Here is a 16,783-nt window from a genome sequence, read left to right on the forward strand (position 1 = left end):
TTTTTATGTCCGCCCTTTTTTCTCAATCAGCGAGGTCGGTCGGCCCATTTGCTGGAGCAGGTTGCCTTCTTCGCAAAAGTGCAAGCCGCCAACAACAATTAGCGTCTTCCGCGGGGATTTGCACAACTCATTGACGCGACTCGCCCAAGACGTATTGCGGCCTGTCAGCACTGGATGACGGAGAGAAGGGATAGTTACAATGACCTTCTTCTGAACGCGCGAAATATCGTAGCAAGGTCTCGCTTGGCCCAATCAGCGTACAGCCCTTTGAATGACTTGTCGCTTTCAGGGGTTTACAATCCAAATATTTTAATAGATATCGCAGTAAAACATCATAGGCTGCGCCCAGGCCCAAGACACAAAATCAAAAAATAGAGCCCTTGGGATGAATAGGTCGCGGGACTTCTCTTGGTTAGTCCACTCCAGGTGGAACCTCATTGCTAAGGTTGAGGCGGCGCTTAGCTTTTAAAACGGACACCCGCTTTGCTAAGCCTTGCTAGTCTTTCGACTAGACCTCCTTACTGGCTGTTGGCTCTCACCGAAGCGGCAGGCAGGATTTTTGTTCTCTTAATATAAAGGGAGCATGTGGTATGTATCGCCGCTCAATCTCGGGGCACGAACCGAGCCACGGAGTAAATACCGCATCAATATGCAGAAGCCCCGACAAGCGGGGCCTCTGGTCCATCGGGTCCGATTCCTCTTACCTAGCGATTGCTAGACCAAGCAGAACCTGGCGGGCGACCTCGCGAGTCGGCTCAAGAGGTCCTATGGTACAGGTTATCAAACTGGCGCTGAGGCTGCAATCGTCTGGACAACTAGGTCAACATTATTGGCGTGGCGATAGTCTTCGTCAACAGCCCATTCCTAGCGGCATCGAAAACAGCACCATATTCGGTACTACGCTTTACCCGTCCGGCAGCGGTCTCCGTGTCGGTCATAACGCTACTCTGCCCGTCAGACCAAGCCCCTCGAATACGCCGTCCATATTTCCATAGAGCGCCCGTATGTTAATTCCTAGAGTGAAGACGTACTTCGTCCGAGACCTCGCATTGTCGCGGCTAATCTGAACGGCAAGGAAGATACAGAAATTTAGCAGTCCTTGCAGTCTCATTTTCTATGCGTGGAAATGCCACCACACCCCGCTTTAGCAACATCGGAAAAACTGTTCCGGCAGGGCCGACTAACTTCCACTATCGGAATGAAATTGCCGCTTAGGCAAAGCCCCAAAATTTGTTATTTCCACGCTCATCTTTTTTTCATAAAAAAAGAAGTTCATTCTAGTCAGATGACAAATACCTATGCCCAATCCGAACATATAGCGTCCCCTCACGGCAATTTATTCATTGACCTTGAATTTCAGCCAGAACATGCCGACAAATTGAAGGTGCAGTCGCAACAAATCATCGGCTTGCAGCTACTCCAGAGCGCAAAGGATGAGCATGCGTACTAACATAGAAATCGATGTGGACCTCATGAAAGAGGTCCAGCTCGAATGCAACATCAAATCAAAAAAGCAAGCGATAGACCTAGCCCTGCGGACACTCCTGAGACTCAATCGCAAAGAGACGATTGCTCAGCATATCGACAACGCAGGTAGTGATGACGGCCCTATCGACTTGAGCCTTCTCGAAACGGTCAAGCGCGAATGCAACCTGAAATCTACAACGTCGGCCATTGAGCTGGGTCTGCGTTCTATCCTTCGCATTATTCGCCAAAATTCCGTTCGCCAGCTTAGCGGAGCGAGGGGCCACGATGGAGACATCGTTTGGTCGCCGCCATCCGAGATGCTGTTCGACCGCCTTAGATACCCCATTGGCGAGCGAGTAGCCGTTAGCTACGACCGTCGACGTCTCGACGACTACCAGCCGAACGTCGATTTCATGTTGCCACGCGAGCTGGCACACGAACTCTTGCAGGCATCTACCCTAGCGGTGGGGCATCCTGATACGACCAAAGAGGTCAGCGCCTTATCAATGATGGACTTCATCTGGGGCGGAGTTCGTTTGAGAGGCAGTGGCTTCTCGCGCTATGGTGCACGAAACGTACTGTCATCCGATGAGCGCCGGTATGACTCCGAAACTACTGATGTACTGGGCCACTGGGCGGCATATCTGCATCTAATCTGGGGAGTCGGGGGCCTGGAGCTGACTTGCGAAACAATTCGAGAAATACGGGAGCAACATGTCTCCGGAATTCTCGCTCCGGAAGAAATGGGAAGATATCGCCAGCAGCCCAAAAACGTCAGAGGCAGCCGGTATGTTCCTCCGAGCGAGGAGAGCCTGCTAGATGAGATGATGGACGTTCTCATTCGAAAGGCGGGTGCAATCATCAATCCTATTGAGGCCGCCTTTTTCCTTTGGCTCCACCTCGCATACCTGCATCCATTTGATACCGCAAACCACCGCGTGAGCCGCACGGCTATGAACATTCCGTTGCTCAAGGCATGTCTTGTTCCCATCACTTTCGTCAACGTGGACAGAATTGACTACCAAAAGGCTATGTTGGGCTTCTATGAGTTTGGAGACATATCAATCGCAGCAGACCTGTTCGTCTGGACCTACATGCAATCTGCCCGTCGATATGCGGGATTTTGCGTTGAGGGTGCTTGGTCCCAAGAATATTTGCGGCGCTGAGCATGGTGAAAACGACAGATGACATTGCAGCATTCGTTCGTACCTTCATCCACAAAAATGGTGTCAACGAAGAGAGCATCGCTGTTCAGTCGGGATTGGAGCAATCAGTTGTGCGCAGCATTTTAGCCGGACATGCTGATTACGACGCCCGTACCTTGGTAGCACTTCTGAATGGCGCAGGCCTAGAAATGTGCATCATCCCGAAAATGTCATCGCAGACTCTGGAAATTCTCTTCGATTCGACAAAACCTACGGTAAAGACCAGAGTGGACATTGCAGTTGATGGTCTTCGCGCTCAGGAAGAAGCATCGAACACCCACATCGAAATCTCCGCAATGAAGAAAGAAGAGTCACTTAATTGGAGACCGGCTGCGGAGATGCTATTTACCGCGTTGGCGCAACCCTGGGAGAAGCGTCCAGCCAGTAAATACCGCCTAGAGCTTCTGGCACAGTATCGTCCGAATGTCGACTCACTCCTCCCTCAGGGGCTGGCAGATGAATTGGCGGTACTTGGCGAGGAACGCGCTGCACAGGAATTCTTCATGCCGACACGGCAAATGGAGAAATTTGTACTCGAATTCTCCTGGGCGTCGTGCAGGTTGGAACGAGAAAAAATGTCGCTCGAGGAGGCCAAGAAGATAATTGATGACGACGCTCCAAGATGGAGGGATGAAGCGTTGTTAGTTTCGAACGCGGATGCTATCAAGATGGTCATGCAATACGGCAGAGAGTGGCCGCTATCCATCGATTTTGTTCGCAATTCGCATGTTCAAATCATGAAGGATTTGCTAGCTACCCGCCATCTTGGCCGCACGCGAACAATTGATATACAGGTCGCGAAATCCCGATTTATGCCGTTGTGCAGAGCACCAGACATCGATGAAATGCTCGAGCTAGTGTGCGCATTGGCTGCAGAAATTAAGAATCCCATAGAAGCCGCGTTTTTTCTATGGCTACATATTGCTTACCTTCAGGCGTTTATTGAGGGAAATACACAGGCTAGTCGGGTGGTGGCAAACATCCCGCTGGTAAAGGCATGTTGCATTCCCATTTCGTTCATCGAAATTAACATCCACGACTACACCATGGCGATGCTGGGCTTCTATGAGTTGGGGGACGTCTCTATAGCGGTAGATGTCTTCGAATGGTCGTATCGCCGGTCGGCCGAACGCTATACCGGGATTTGGCACCTAAGTCATAAGGCAAGGTCATGAGCGCTATACGCCATCTTCTAGTCACTAGCTATGCTCAGGCAATCGGAAATATCCGCTGCGAATTACATCGCTCAAACTTCGACTTCTATTACTACCCACATTGGCAGGCATCAACTGGGTCATTCCCCTTGTCACCGCACTTAGCGCTAAACGAGGAAAAATTCGCATGGGGGGCCACCTACGGCTTCGTCGAGAATCTACTCCCCGAAGGCGATGCGCGCATGGCGGTCATGAAATACAGTCGACTGAACGCCGACAACTTGTTCGCGATGGCCCACCTTTTTGGTGCTGAACCGGCAGGCGCCGCAAGTTTCTTCTTTCACTCAGGGACTGCTGCTCTGCCTTCGTCTCAAGCACCATTTTTGCGGGAAATCGATGACGAAGAGATTTCTGAGCGCATTCAGGCCCGGCACCGCTGCGTTCCGTTTGCGCAATGGGATGGTGTTTGGTATCAGTCGCTGGCCGGCGTTCAGGATAAGCTCCAAGTCATTTGGCACGACGAAAGACTTTTCTTGGCCGGTGGCTCACTCACCTCAACTCATATCCTAAAGCCAGAGCCTCGGGGGGAGCGAACTCCTTACTTGGTCGCAAACGAACACTTCTGCATGTCATTGGCTGCGGCCGTTGGCCTTGACGTGCCTCGTGTCCAAATCCACCGAGTCCCGGAGGCAGTCTTGCTCATTGACCGCTTCGACCGAACGTATACCCCAGGTGTCGATGTGCTGCAGCCAGGAACGGTCGGCAGAACACACATCATCGATGCCTGCCAAGCATTGGATATGCCTAGCTGGAGGAAATACGAATGTCTCGGAGGGCATGACGACCGCTCCCCGGAGAGGCGGTACGGAGTCAGTTTTGAGAAGATTTTTGGTTTGGTGCCGCATTTTGCGGATACGCCGGCCGCCAAAATTAACATTGTTCGATGGGCCCTGTTTAACCTAATTATTGGCAACTCAGACGCGCACGGGAAGAACATTTCGTTTCGCCAGTCCGCAACTGGCATCATACCGGCGCCGTTCTATGACCTGGTCTCTGTCCAAGTGTATGGTGACAAGGTGCTCCAAGAGATGGCAATGGCCTTTGGAGACCAATTCCTGGCTGCCCATGTTGGAGAGGTCGACTTGCGTAGCTTCGCCGGAGTAGCAGCCATCCCGCCATGGGAGCTGATGCAAGAGTTGGTCAATATGGCAACTGCAATCAAGGACCTGGCGCCAGCGCTCATGGGTGACACAGACTATACTCTTCAAGAACGGGAGTTGGTCGGCCGTATTGCGGCCTATGCAACCACGCAGGCGCATAGACTCCTGATAATTGGGACTGGCAGCTAAAGGATAGGCATGCTCGATAAACCGCGCTTTACCGGCATACCAACTTGTTCGTCCGCATCATACACATCGAAATTGATATGCCGCGCTTGCCGCATAGCTTCTATCGTGTCACGCAGATAATCGTCCTCAATTCTACATTTCGCTATGGAACAGATTTATGAGCAGAACACATAACTGCGAGTCGCTCTGCTCATAGCTCTGATGGCCCATCAGCGCACGTCGATTAGTTCTCAAGTGCTCTGGCGGCATTCAAAAAATACAATGCCTGCCCTTCAGAAAGCTATATCGAACCCACCTCATCACCGCACCGATACCGTACACTCTCTGCCAACGGAAACCATTCAAAGAGAAGCAATAAGATGGACCCATTGACATCCAAAGTCGCAACTTCGGGGATAGGTGCATTCCTTAAAAAGGTGGGAGAACTAGCGGTCGACCAGTACGACGATTGGAGGCTGTCTAGTCGGGTATCTGCCGGAGAGGATATCGCGCACGAAGGAACTCTCAGAGCGCTTGTACAAGAGGCGCTGCAGAGGCTTGTCTCCAGACCCGGTCGTCTGCCCCCGACATTCGGAAATCCGGACATCCTGGCGTGGCTACTTACCGCCGAATTTCTGGACCCGTTTATCTGGGTGGTAGTGGCTACTGGAAATGGGCAGCAGCAAGACGGCGGTCTTGCGCGCAAATTCTTGGCAGCACAGTATTCCAAAGTAACCGGTGATTCTGAGAGAACGGCGGAAGGCACAATCAATATTGTTGCCAGCGTTGTGGTGGGCAAGCTTCAGCTTGGGGAAAAGCGTAAGGTCGCGTTCAACCAGGCGTTGAGCAGATTATTGAACTCGGGATTTCAGCGATATTTCCAAGCCGAACTTCGTCCCAACCCTTCTGAATTCGATTTGTATCGCTTGCGAGAACTGGCACGAGCACTTATCGAGACCGGCAGAACAAACTGGAAAATGCCGGCCTTCATAGCGCCTTTTGTCCTTGAGGCTGCCCAAAAAACGAAAAATGCGCCCGCAGTACCAGTTAACACAACAGTCCTCGTCTCCGGAATTCAACGTGGGTCTCGCACAGTAATCTCCGGCCCTGGTGGCATCGGAAAGACAACGTACCTTCTCCAACTTGCTACCGAAATTCTCGCCCACCGAAGAGCCGGCATTCCTATCTATGTTGACGCCGTCACGTGGGCGCAGTCAAATCAGCCAATTCTGGACTTTGTTGCCAACGGCCCTGCCGCTCGCATTCAATTCCTCTCGGCCTCAGATTTGACCTGGTTCGCAAAGGGCGGACACCTCGTTCTAATGGTGAACGGCTGGAACGAGATTCCCGCGAGTAAGAAGTCTCACCTTCAAATGGAGCTGAATTCGCTTCTTACCACCCTTCCCGACCTTCCTATAGTCATCGTCTCACGCACACCTCATGACGCTGGGAATCTGGAAGACCCAAGGGAAATCGAAGTCATCGGGATAACTTGGAGAGGGCAACAAGAAATTATCCGCAACGAACTGGATGCGACGCCCGCACGAGACCTTACAGAGCGTATTGAGCGAGACGGGCGTCTTTTACTTGCCGCCAAGAGCCCTCTTATTCTCAGGGGTCTAATTTCTCGGGCTAGAAATGGTCTCTCTGCTTCGACGGTCGTATTTGACCTACTTGGCTCTGTAGTCCAGGAGCTGGAAGAGCATGTGGCTTACAAGCCCGTTCTGAACGCTGCGCCGACACACGGGGTTCAAAGGTTCTATCTCGAAGAGCTAGCGTGCGCGATGACGAACCAACGCACGGTCCAAATCGCAGAGGTAGATGCATTTACCGCAATTTCGAAAGGCTTCCAACGTATATCTCACGCGGTGGGCACCAGCGTTTCATTCCCGCAAGTCCTAGAGACGCTAGGCAATCATCATTTGATTAATGTGCAGGGCAACCAGGTCAGATTTGCACATCAGCGAATTCAAGAGTATTACGCGGCCTCCCGCATTCTGGAAATCTGCGCCAAGGAACCTGAAAACACCGCGATGCTTCAACATATGGCCAATGAGCCATATTGGAATGACGCACTCAACCTCGTCTCAGAGAAACTCAAGACGTCTGTGAACACTGGGCTACAACGCGGACTGCTAGTGCAATCCGCGCTATCTGTAGATTTGCTCTATGCATGCGAGCTCGCAGGGCGTACCGGCTTACAACGCGCCGATGCCCCCGATTTATATGACCAAATCTGGAAGAAGCTTGATGAACTATCTATGTCGCCCGTCAATGAGGTGGCCGACCTGGCAGTTTCGGGTGTGGTTTTAAGCCAATTCCCTGAATTCAAAACACGGATTTGGCAGGCATTAGAAGCAGAGGACTCAGCATCCAAGCACACCGTCAGTAGACTCATCTCAAAGTCGCTCTCTGTCAGCCAGCTTGGCGATGATGTTCTGAAAAGAGTGATTAATTGGAGTGGCCCGGCGCAAATCGGTTTAATGTTTGAACTTTCTGAAACTCCGGAGAACTATGAATTCCTTTTGGAATTTGCCAAAGTAGCCCCAGACCATGAAGTACGAAGGGCCGCACTCACGGCACTTCTTTGGTCGTACCCTGCCTCGCCGGCAGCAATCGAAATTTGGCTCAGTGCGCCATTGACAGTGGCGGCCCATACTTCAGTCCTCGCTGATATTCGCTACGCCTACGAACAAGGAGTTGAATCTCAACGGATACGAGAGCGCCTCAGTTGCATGGCGAGAGAGCATATTAGCGACGAGCAGCGCTTATATATTTTCGCGAACTTTCCAGGGGCATTGGACGCTGTGCCCATAGAGGCTGTTTTCAGGGCAATATCCCAAGAGCGCTCAAATCAAGAACCGCTACCGATGGTCAATATCGCTCTTGAACATGCTCCCGAACGACTATATGAACTTGCTATAGACACGCTCTTTGACGGCCAGCGCACCCCTAATTGGACCGCCGCGATTTTCCCAACCATGCCGGGCGTGAAAAAGCACGCTGTATTTGAACGCGCACTGCAGTCGCTAGGTGCCGGCACTATTCCCCGAAGCGACTTTTCGAAGATTGCTCTCCTGGCAAACCACGATGACATTCGCGACTGCATTTCTCAAATCCTAAAGCTGATTTCTTCAGATGTGCCGATATCAGAGTCAGACCGTAAGGTGCTGCCCGACCTTGAAGACATACTGAGATTCGTCGACGGCTCATTACTGTATGAGGTCGTACTAGAACAATCAAAAGCCGCTGGCTATAGCACGTCCGTTAGGCTCATACGATTCATCACCAACCGCCACGAGGATGACGTCACACCACGCGAGACTCAATTCCAATGGAAGGTCACAAGCGAGCAGCTAAAGTCACTCTTGAAAGCCTTTTCGTCCAAACGATTGGGGCCGAATGAGCCGACCGCAGAACTTCATATTCTGCTGGCCCAACTGGCTGCAGATATTGCCCCGACAGAGCACGAGCAACTTATTCTTCTCGCGTTAGACCAGCACCTTGCCGAATTCCGGAAATACTATGCCGCCATGAATGCATGGGAGCGCGACGGCAACCCGCGACTTCGCCCTCACTTACCGGCAATGAGCGGCTCCCTCATGCAATCGATTACTAAGCTAGGGTATACAGCAGTACCGAAACTACTCCAAAAAATTCACCTCCCTGAGGCTGCCGACGTTATACCAACTACGCTACAGCGAATCACAATGGGACCCTGGCTCGCAAAGAGAAAAGGAGTCTCTATCTCTGTATCCGGACGGATAGCTGAGGGATTAGAGCGGCAAGATGCTGGCCAGGCTATGCAACAGCCAGATGGTTTACACCAGCAAGCCACGGACGAAATCGCGCATCATATGGCTGAATTGTTACAGCGGGAAACCAAAGCTGCAAAAATTAGAGAGGCAGCAGACCCTAAAAACAAAATCACCTCGAGAGGTCGCGTCGGCATTTACGCGAAGCTTCTCGCTTCGATTCCTAGCGCCCACGTTATAGAGCCCTCTAAGCAAGTTCTATGTAGCGGACTGCTCGACTCATGGCAGTTCATAGATGTCATGAAAGAGCTTCTGATGAACGGATGGAATTTCGAAGACGAAGACGTATTCCGAGCACTTGAGCAGAAAATTGAGACCGCGACAACTTCCCTTTACAAGGAAGAGGAAGTCATCTGCACACTTTATCAGTTGGCGTTTTCAGTGACGTCGTTACACGTGCTATCTCATTCACCATCGCATTATCTGACGCAATGGCAAACGTTCTCCTATCCCTCAAAAATCGTCAGAGTTCTTGGAGAATCAAAGACAAGCTACGCATGGAATATCTTGCTACAGGTAGAAAAGCTGGCTACCAAGCACGCTCCTAATCGAGACGAAATCGGAATGGCCCTTTGCAAATCGCTTTCACGTACACCTACTGAATCGATACTTCCTCTTCTTGAAGACCGAACTATTTTCAGCCTATTCAGAACGTCCTGGATGCGTGAAGAATTTGCATCCTCACTTTTATTAGCTGCACACGGGGGGAAAGAACGAGTAGAAACTATTCTGTCTACACTCCGTAACACCGCGTGCCTTGATGGAGATGACTTTGAATATGCAATACTCCAAAAGTTGGGAGAGGACGACGAAACCATATTGCATTTTGGACTAACAGCGGCCGACGCTGGACGCGCCAATGACGACCAACATCCAGCCTTCCGTGCTCTCTTGAACCTGGCTTCATATACAGAGCCCTTGAGTGGAAACATCTATGAGATTACTCCCAAAGCTTGCGACGCATTACGTAAGGAACTCTATAGCCGCGCGTCAAAGAATGGAGTTGCCATGAACGGAGCAAGATTAATGCTAGCTGCGATTGAAGCCAAGCGCCGCGAAAACGGCCGGCCAGCTCAGGAGCAACGTCATCCGTTCCCTACCGAGGGCACGTCTTGGACCGACGTTTTACTCTTGCCGGAGGCATCTTCCCAGGCTTCCTAGGCCAACGCGAGATGGGGCTCCCCTGCATCTCCTGTAGGCAGTCTGTAGTGAGACCCGTAACTCCCGCAACAGACGGTGTCAGGTCAGTCCCTTGGTTGGAGTCGGAACGCCACATAGTCAGCATGTGTTCCATGGATTCGGGTCCGATGCGGTCGACAGCGTAGGGAATAGATTAATGAGGAGCAAGTTCGCGCAGGCGGCCAGATGCAAGCGCCAAGTAGAGAAGCTCGCCTATCGAAAGAGGCCCCACGTGCGTATAGTCGCCATGCCATGCTTCTCGGGCTATTCGGTCTAGTTTTTCGCATTCCATTTTCGTGCTCGCTGAACGTTGATAGTTTCGCGGCAAAGACTACCTTCATGCAGGACAAATCGGGAGTGTTGAGAGCGGATATTCACCTTCTGTTGCAAAATTTTTAGTCCAGTATTGTCAGATACTTAAGTCCATTTTGATGGTAAGCCCCTCCCACCTTAGACTGCAATATTCCGCCGAACATGTCAGGCGTTTAGATGTATGCAACATCGCTATTGAGAGGAGCTGCGAAGATGCGCAGGAAAGACGGAGTGTTTCCCCCAGAATGCTTCATCGACCGGAATGGCCGTCGCGTGTTGGCCGAGTCGGGGCAGCCAGGGATGGATGGACGCGAGGGAATGGGGTCTACGACTGAATTGATTCTGGCGCGTTTCGCGTCTTGCCTTGCGGACGCCTCCGTTGCTGGACTCAACGGTCCACAACTTAACGACCTGAGCCGGTGGATTGTGCTTGCAAGCCACGCAGCACAATCCCTCGACGAGGTCAAGCAGGTCTCGCCCGCCAGCTTCTTAGATAGCAACAACCGCCGAGTCCTTGCAGATTCAGGAGAACCTGGAATGAGCGCGATTGAGGGAATCGGCTCGTCCACCGAGATGACTCTCGCTCGCTTCGCTAGCATGCTGGCTCACAAGAGCGGCTGGATGATGAATACCTCTCAGTACCAAGACCTGCTACGCTGGGTCAACATGTGTTGGCCAGTCTAAAAAAGCCAAACATTTAATCGGGTAGATTGGACTATAACCAAAACAAAGATTTTAGGTGCGCTCCTCCCATGAGGGACCTACGATGGGAACGTGCATATGACGATTGGTTGCCGAGCGATAGAGATGTTGTTGAGGACTCGATATTCCTATTCCACAGGTCCACGCCCGATTGCTTCATGAAACCAAACGGACTTTATTCCGACATCCAACTCGTCCAGATCAAATACCAAACCGACTGACAAAGAAAAAATGCTGTCCACAGCAAATGTCATGCGCCTCGATAGTGTCGTATCAGCACAACACTACGTTAAAAAACTCTCACGTTTAAAAAAATAATTTAAGGCCCCTATCGCGGGCAAATTCGATTTACCAACACCAAAAATCTACTCCAGAATTTTGGATATCTTCCGGAATATAAATTCTGGCTGAACACCGCGTCCCATCTAATTTTTTGGATTTAGTGAAAACAAAAAATTACATCGATGCGCGGCAAATGTATAACAGAGAACGAAAATTCTGCGACTTGCGATACAGAATATTTAGCGCTATACGCATCGAGTCAAACTCACTCGACGGCAAAAAACACCCCTCTTCACAACTGCGAATCGGCAAGCTAGCTTAGAGACATGTCTATGAAATTGAGGTCTCAAAATGCAGCTGACGAATCTATTTTTCAAATCGTGCGATTTTTCATCTTGTCACGGACTGAAGGACGCGGATAGCCCCAGCTACGTTCCCAGCCCTGCGCAAGAACGGCATCAGTCCGCAGCGACTATCTTGGCGGGAAAGCTGCGTCCACACATTGGCTACAGCAGCCCCTACCTGAATGCGAAGCCAGAGCTTTGACTCATGCGGAACCAATTCATATCGCTAGAGGCTGGCTGATTATGCTACCGAGCTTGCACTTCTTTGATTCTTCCAGATTTCAATCTCTGCCGAAAGCAGAGAGGGAAGAATTTCGCCTTCTTCAGAAAAAGTGGGGTATCGCCGAGAGAACGCCATACTTTATGGGAACGAGGATGACGACTTCGATTTTGATAAATCCTTGAATGGATTCGTCACCTATCTCCAAGGACCTAAGCGGAAAAGTCCAAACACCTGGCGTACCTACACGGTATATACGTCTGAATTCATCGAATTTCTGGATGGGCAATCATGCCACTGGTTTGATGCCGACCAAGACCTCATTGATTACTACTACTCCCTAAAAATCAATGGGTGCGCGGGGCTTCCCAAGGTTGACGAGAACTCTTGGAACGTAATCCAAACTGCAATCACGCATCTATACAAATTTGCACTGAAGAAAAAACTCATCACAAATCTTCCGTTCTCTACTCGAGCGTCCTACTCTCGCTTCCACCAGGGGGAGGAAATCGCGGACGAACTTCGGACTAGAGGCACGCCGAAGCCGGTGAATTACATCAGCCTTGAGCAATACAAAGAACATTGGCGGCCTCTTATCAATCGGCAAGAGCAGGCGCAAAGGAATAGCGCCCTCATCGAAATGCTCATATGCACCGGCTTCCGCATATCCGAAGTACTGAACCAAGATATTTATTCACTACCAGACCCAGATAATTCCCGCTGGGCCGGGATGAAGGTCATTCCTGTGCGAGTGCTAGGGAAGGGAAACAAAGTCCGCGTAGTTCCAGTACCAAAGCGCATCTTGCGTGCTGTCCATTTTTATATGGAGGAAGACCGTAGGGATGCTTTACTGCGCGGCAAGGTCAAGGGCAATAAGCGCTCGGAAAAAGTCTTCCTCTCTGAAAACGGAGAAAAACTATCCGTGCGGCAGGTCGAAGAGATATTCATGCAACTGTCCAAAGCGACAGGCATCAAGCTCACCCCACATGGCTGCCGACACATGTATGCCACTTTCATGCGTTCACTACTTCAAGAAGTGGTTTGCGAGAATGACCGCAACATCCGCAATGGTGAGCCAGACCGGTTTGCCAAACTGCTAGGTGACCCAGACCAGATTCTGCAGAAGCTACTCGGCCATGCCAATGTGGAGACGGTCTTCATCTATACCGAAATCTGCCCCGAGGTTTACGGGATGCTAGACACCGCATCATCCAGACTCGATGCGGCCGTGGTTTGACCTTGAAGAAGAAATTCATCGTGCCTAAAGTTAGTGAACCAACAAAGAGAAAATCCAAGTTCGCTGGATTGCCACCTCCGCCCAAGTCCGTTGCGCTTCTTGGCACTCTAGTCTTTGACCATCCGGATTTCACCGGTCCGGGTTGCGTGCTGGACTTAACGTCCTATGAGACAAATCATCCGCTGGCTCGAGATTTCATTGCAGGCATGACGAAGTATGTCGCCATATCTAAAATCGAAGGAGAAAAAAGCCTTTTCGCATACTATGCGAGCATCCGCATTTTCATGGACTTCTGTGTGGCCGAGAAGGTGCCATCTACTTTCAGAATGCGAGATATCGAGAATGAATTTCTTCGAAAGTACAAGGCATTTCTGACCGACCACTACCTGGATAACAAGTCCTCGGTAAAGCGCCGCCGGTATGGCGACCTTGTTCGTCTACTTGACGCAGGCGAACTCGCTGGACTTCGGCAACCGACTGAGAAACCTCCTCGCAATTTCAAGTTCATCGATGACGGCGACAGAACTGAGCCATATATGGACTCAGAATCTATCGACATGGAAGCTGAGTTCTCCAAGGCAGTCGACCAAGTCAAAGAGCGAATCGAGCGAGGCAAAGTATTACTCGAGCAAGGCACCAACCCCAGAAGCCTAAAAGCTCCCCGGAACAGAAAAACAGGGCAAATCGAGAGACAAACTGACAACCGGCCGTGGAACCGACTAGAAAATTTAATCTGGTATGTCGTGAACGTTCTGGAAGGTCAATATAAACCAACTAAGGCAGTCAAGAAAGACCACTCAAGCTATGTTAAAGCTATCAGTGGCGGATGGCATGGCCCCTTCCGGCTGAACGATGTTTTTGGCCATCTGTATCCACTGAATCATGACATGAGTCCGTTTCTCCAGTTGCTAATTCAAAAAACGGACCTGAATGAGGCACCCATCGCCACACTTAAAAGAGACTGCCTTCGTCATGTTGGTGGTAATAGCTATAACCTTGACTACGTCAAGAAGCGTAGTAAAGGCGTTCGAGGCAGTAAACGACTTGTCGATGATGGCCCGTATTCGGCCGTATCCATCATCAGACTGCTTTTGCAGCTAACTGAGCCTCTGGTCGCCTTTGCTGAGGAAGAGCATAAGAACGATTTATTTCTATGTTTGACCATTGGAGGCGGCACTACGCCGGTTAAGCCATTTGATACTTGCTACGGAAAGTATCTGCTGAACGGTGCGGACGGTTGGGCTGAACAACGCGGATTGAAAGACCAACACGGCGATACGTTAAAAGTTAGAAGTCGTAGACTTCGCACGACGGGTCTAAACAAAGACTATCGGCGCCATGGCAATCTGAAGAAGACAATGACCTATGCGGCCCATCGGAGTACAGAAACCACAGAGCGGCACTACATCAACAACAAAAGTAATAGGTTGACTCACGACCGGACGGTCGTTCGGGGTATCAAGGGCGCGATGTCAGTTAGCAAGCCGGCTATCGTCATCGACATCGATGTGGCCACCGCGTCCGCGAAATTGAAGATGTCCAAGGAATCCACCAAGAAGATTCTCGAAGGGGAGCAGGATGTGCTCTTCGTCTCTTGCCGAGATTTCAACAATCGTCCTGACGGCCCTGCCGAAACGCCATGCGACCAACCATGGGGATGCCTTGGGTGCGGTAACGCCATCATTACCCCACACGTTCTTCCTCGCGTCATTCTCTTCCGCAACTTTATGCTCAAAGAAAAGAAACTCCTTACAGCAGACGAGTTCAGTGACAAATTCGGCAGCTCACTCGAAATTATTGTGAATGACATCTTGCCCAGCTTCAAAGCTAGCTTCATTGAGCACGCTGAGCAGCAGGCCACTAATGAAGTGTTCTATGTACCTATCCACTTTCGGAGCTAATTGTGTCTCGCCGAGCATTAATCAAACAACAAGATATCGCTAGCGCCGCACTGCTGGGGCAGAGCAAAATTTATCCCGCAGAAAAGCAGGTAACAAGGGAAAACATCTTCTGCCACGGCATATGGTCCGGCAAGGAATATGTTGAGCTCCCAGGAAGGGACAAGAACGACCAGTTCAACTTTACTCGCGTGGGCGGATTTCCTGATGGCCTTGCTGTCACGGCAGCAGAATTCTGCTATTCATTGCTCAAGAATCCGATTGAGTCGCACCAGGAGTTGGCTTGGCTGAGCATCGCTCAGCATCTGAGCTGCTTTACAGATTTCGCAAACTACGCCGTTTTCAAAGGATGCTACAGACTGTCTGATGTGGACCAGCCACTTCTGGAGGATTACTTGAATGTACTGATGAATGGCGACGACCTACGCAAGGCAAAGTCTATCGAGCGAACAAAGAGCATCATCACTACGATCTATCTTCTATGGGATTACTCACCGCGCTTGAGCGAGCCATTTCTTGAAACCCCATTCAACTGTAGCAAAGAAGACCTCCTCTCGGGCATGTCGAAAACAAAGCTCTCGTCCGAGAACAAGACTCCGCCGATTCCTGAGGCCATTTTCGGCCCTATCATGGGCATCTGCTTTGACTATGTTCAAAAACATAGTGGCACCATTCTGTGCGCATGGAAAGCACTTCAGAACGAATGGGACAATCAAATCAAGAATTTAGCTCTGTCAGACAGCGGCAAGGAAAAGCGACTGACAAAAGCTGCTCGAAATATCCTCGCGTCGTTACCGGCTACCTGGCGCAAGAACGGATGGACAAAGAGAGGCGACCTATACAAAGAACTGTATAGCCTTCGCAATGCTTGTCTCATGGTAGTCCTCGCTTATTCGGGCGTTCGCGCCTCAGAACTCTTTAACATTTGCGCGAATTGCTGTGTCTATGACGATGTAAGTGACGACGAACGAATCCACTACTTGAACACAACACTCCGCAAACATCGACACAAAGGCTCGAAAGATACCTGGGTCATCGTTGAAGAAGTTGTTGACGCGATTAGAATTTTGGAACAGTTGACAGTCCGCGCCCGCATAGCCTTTGCCAAAAGTCATTTGGTGATAACGGGCATGCAATCAGATTTCTTCAGTGTCCAGAAAATTGACGATTTCCGCGGGTATCAGATGTTCACGACAGAAGGCCTTATTGAAGCAATCAACACATTCCAGCGACATATTGGTCAAGAGCTCATTTATGCCCCCATTCCCCTTTGGACTGATGAGAACGGCCAAAAGGTGCCTTGGCACTTCACTCTGATGCAGTTCCGCAGAACACTGGCCCGGTACATCGCGCGTCAGCCCTATGGAATCATCGCGGGGATGCGTCAATACAAGCATGTTCTGGTTACTGTTTTCCAAGGGTATGCCAGCTTAGATGCCGAGTGGATAAACATTCTCCATGAAGAAGACGCCTTCTCGTCACTTGATTGCCTCAATGAACTGGCCCTGGGATTGAAGATGCAATCTGTTGCTGGTGAAGCCGCCCAGGAGCTGAAACGTACCTTCGAAGACCAATTTGGGGGGCGTGACCTGCTCCCCAAGATTAGTACGGTAATGATGTAGAGTCTGCCCCATACGGAG

Annotated in this window: 8 protein-coding genes; 7 read left to right on the forward strand and 1 reads right to left on the reverse strand. The window is 50.6% G+C overall.

Features of this window, described 5'->3' with window-relative positions; all coding sequences use genetic code 11:
* Positions 1-3: 3 nt before the first annotated feature.
* The gene (locus HNO82_RS22455) at positions 4-252 is read right to left on the reverse strand and encodes a TraB/GumN family protein (protein ID WP_217509824.1); all 249 of its coding nucleotides are present in this window, start codon (positions 250-252) and stop codon (positions 4-6) included.
* Between the two features lie 1,187 nt (positions 253-1,439).
* Here HNO82_RS22455 and HNO82_RS06505 point away from each other — a divergent pair.
* The 7 genes from HNO82_RS06505 (at position 1,440) to HNO82_RS06535 (ending at position 16,765) form a co-directional block, all read left to right on the forward strand.
* A complete protein-coding gene (locus HNO82_RS06505) occupies positions 1,440-2,633 on the forward strand; it encodes a Fic family protein (RefSeq protein ID WP_175343134.1) in 1,194 nt (397 codons plus the stop codon).
* A 2-nt stretch (positions 2,634-2,635) separates the two neighbouring features.
* Entirely contained in the window at positions 2,636-3,847 is a 1,212-nt protein-coding gene (locus tag HNO82_RS06510) for a Fic family protein (RefSeq protein WP_175343135.1), read from the forward strand.
* On the forward strand, positions 3,844-5,175 hold the full coding sequence (locus HNO82_RS06515) for a HipA domain-containing protein (RefSeq protein ID WP_175343136.1): 1,332 nt from the start codon (positions 3,844-3,846) through the stop codon (positions 5,173-5,175). The genes HNO82_RS06510 and HNO82_RS06515 overlap by 4 nt, the downstream gene beginning before the upstream one ends.
* A gap of 359 nt (positions 5,176-5,534) precedes the next feature.
* Positions 5,535-10,130, forward strand: coding sequence for an NACHT domain-containing protein (locus HNO82_RS06520; protein WP_175343137.1), 4,596 nt, complete (start codon positions 5,535-5,537; stop codon positions 10,128-10,130).
* A gap of 2,059 nt (positions 10,131-12,189) precedes the next feature.
* Positions 12,190-13,245, forward strand: coding sequence for a tyrosine-type recombinase/integrase (locus HNO82_RS06525; protein ID WP_175343138.1), 1,056 nt, complete (start codon positions 12,190-12,192; stop codon positions 13,243-13,245).
* Positions 13,246-13,247: 2 nt separating this feature from the next.
* Entirely contained in the window at positions 13,248-15,146 is a 1,899-nt protein-coding gene (locus tag HNO82_RS06530) for a hypothetical protein (RefSeq protein ID WP_175343139.1), read from the forward strand.
* A gap of 2 nt (positions 15,147-15,148) precedes the next feature.
* Complete coding sequence (locus tag HNO82_RS06535) at positions 15,149-16,765, forward strand: site-specific integrase (protein ID WP_175343140.1); 1,617 nt, start codon at positions 15,149-15,151, stop codon at positions 16,763-16,765.
* Positions 16,766-16,783 lie beyond the last annotated feature (18 nt).

Source organism: Herbaspirillum sp. C9C3, from assembly GCF_013359625.1.
In the GTDB taxonomy this organism is placed as follows: Bacteria; Pseudomonadota; Gammaproteobacteria; order Burkholderiales; family Burkholderiaceae_D; genus Herbaspirillum.

Excerpts from the sequence above, each read along its gene's own strand:
- HNO82_RS06515 (WP_175343136.1), top strand. The coding sequence starts at position 3,844 with ATGAGCGCTATACGCCATCTTCTAGTCACTAGCTATGCTCAGGCAATC.
- HNO82_RS06510 (WP_175343135.1), top strand. The coding sequence starts at position 2,636 with ATGGTGAAAACGACAGATGACATTGCAGCATTCGTTCGTACCTTCATC.
- HNO82_RS06520 (WP_175343137.1), top strand. The coding sequence starts at position 5,535 with ATGGACCCATTGACATCCAAAGTCGCAACTTCGGGGATAGGTGCATTC.
- HNO82_RS06505 (WP_175343134.1), top strand. The coding sequence starts at position 1,440 with ATGCGTACTAACATAGAAATCGATGTGGACCTCATGAAAGAGGTCCAG.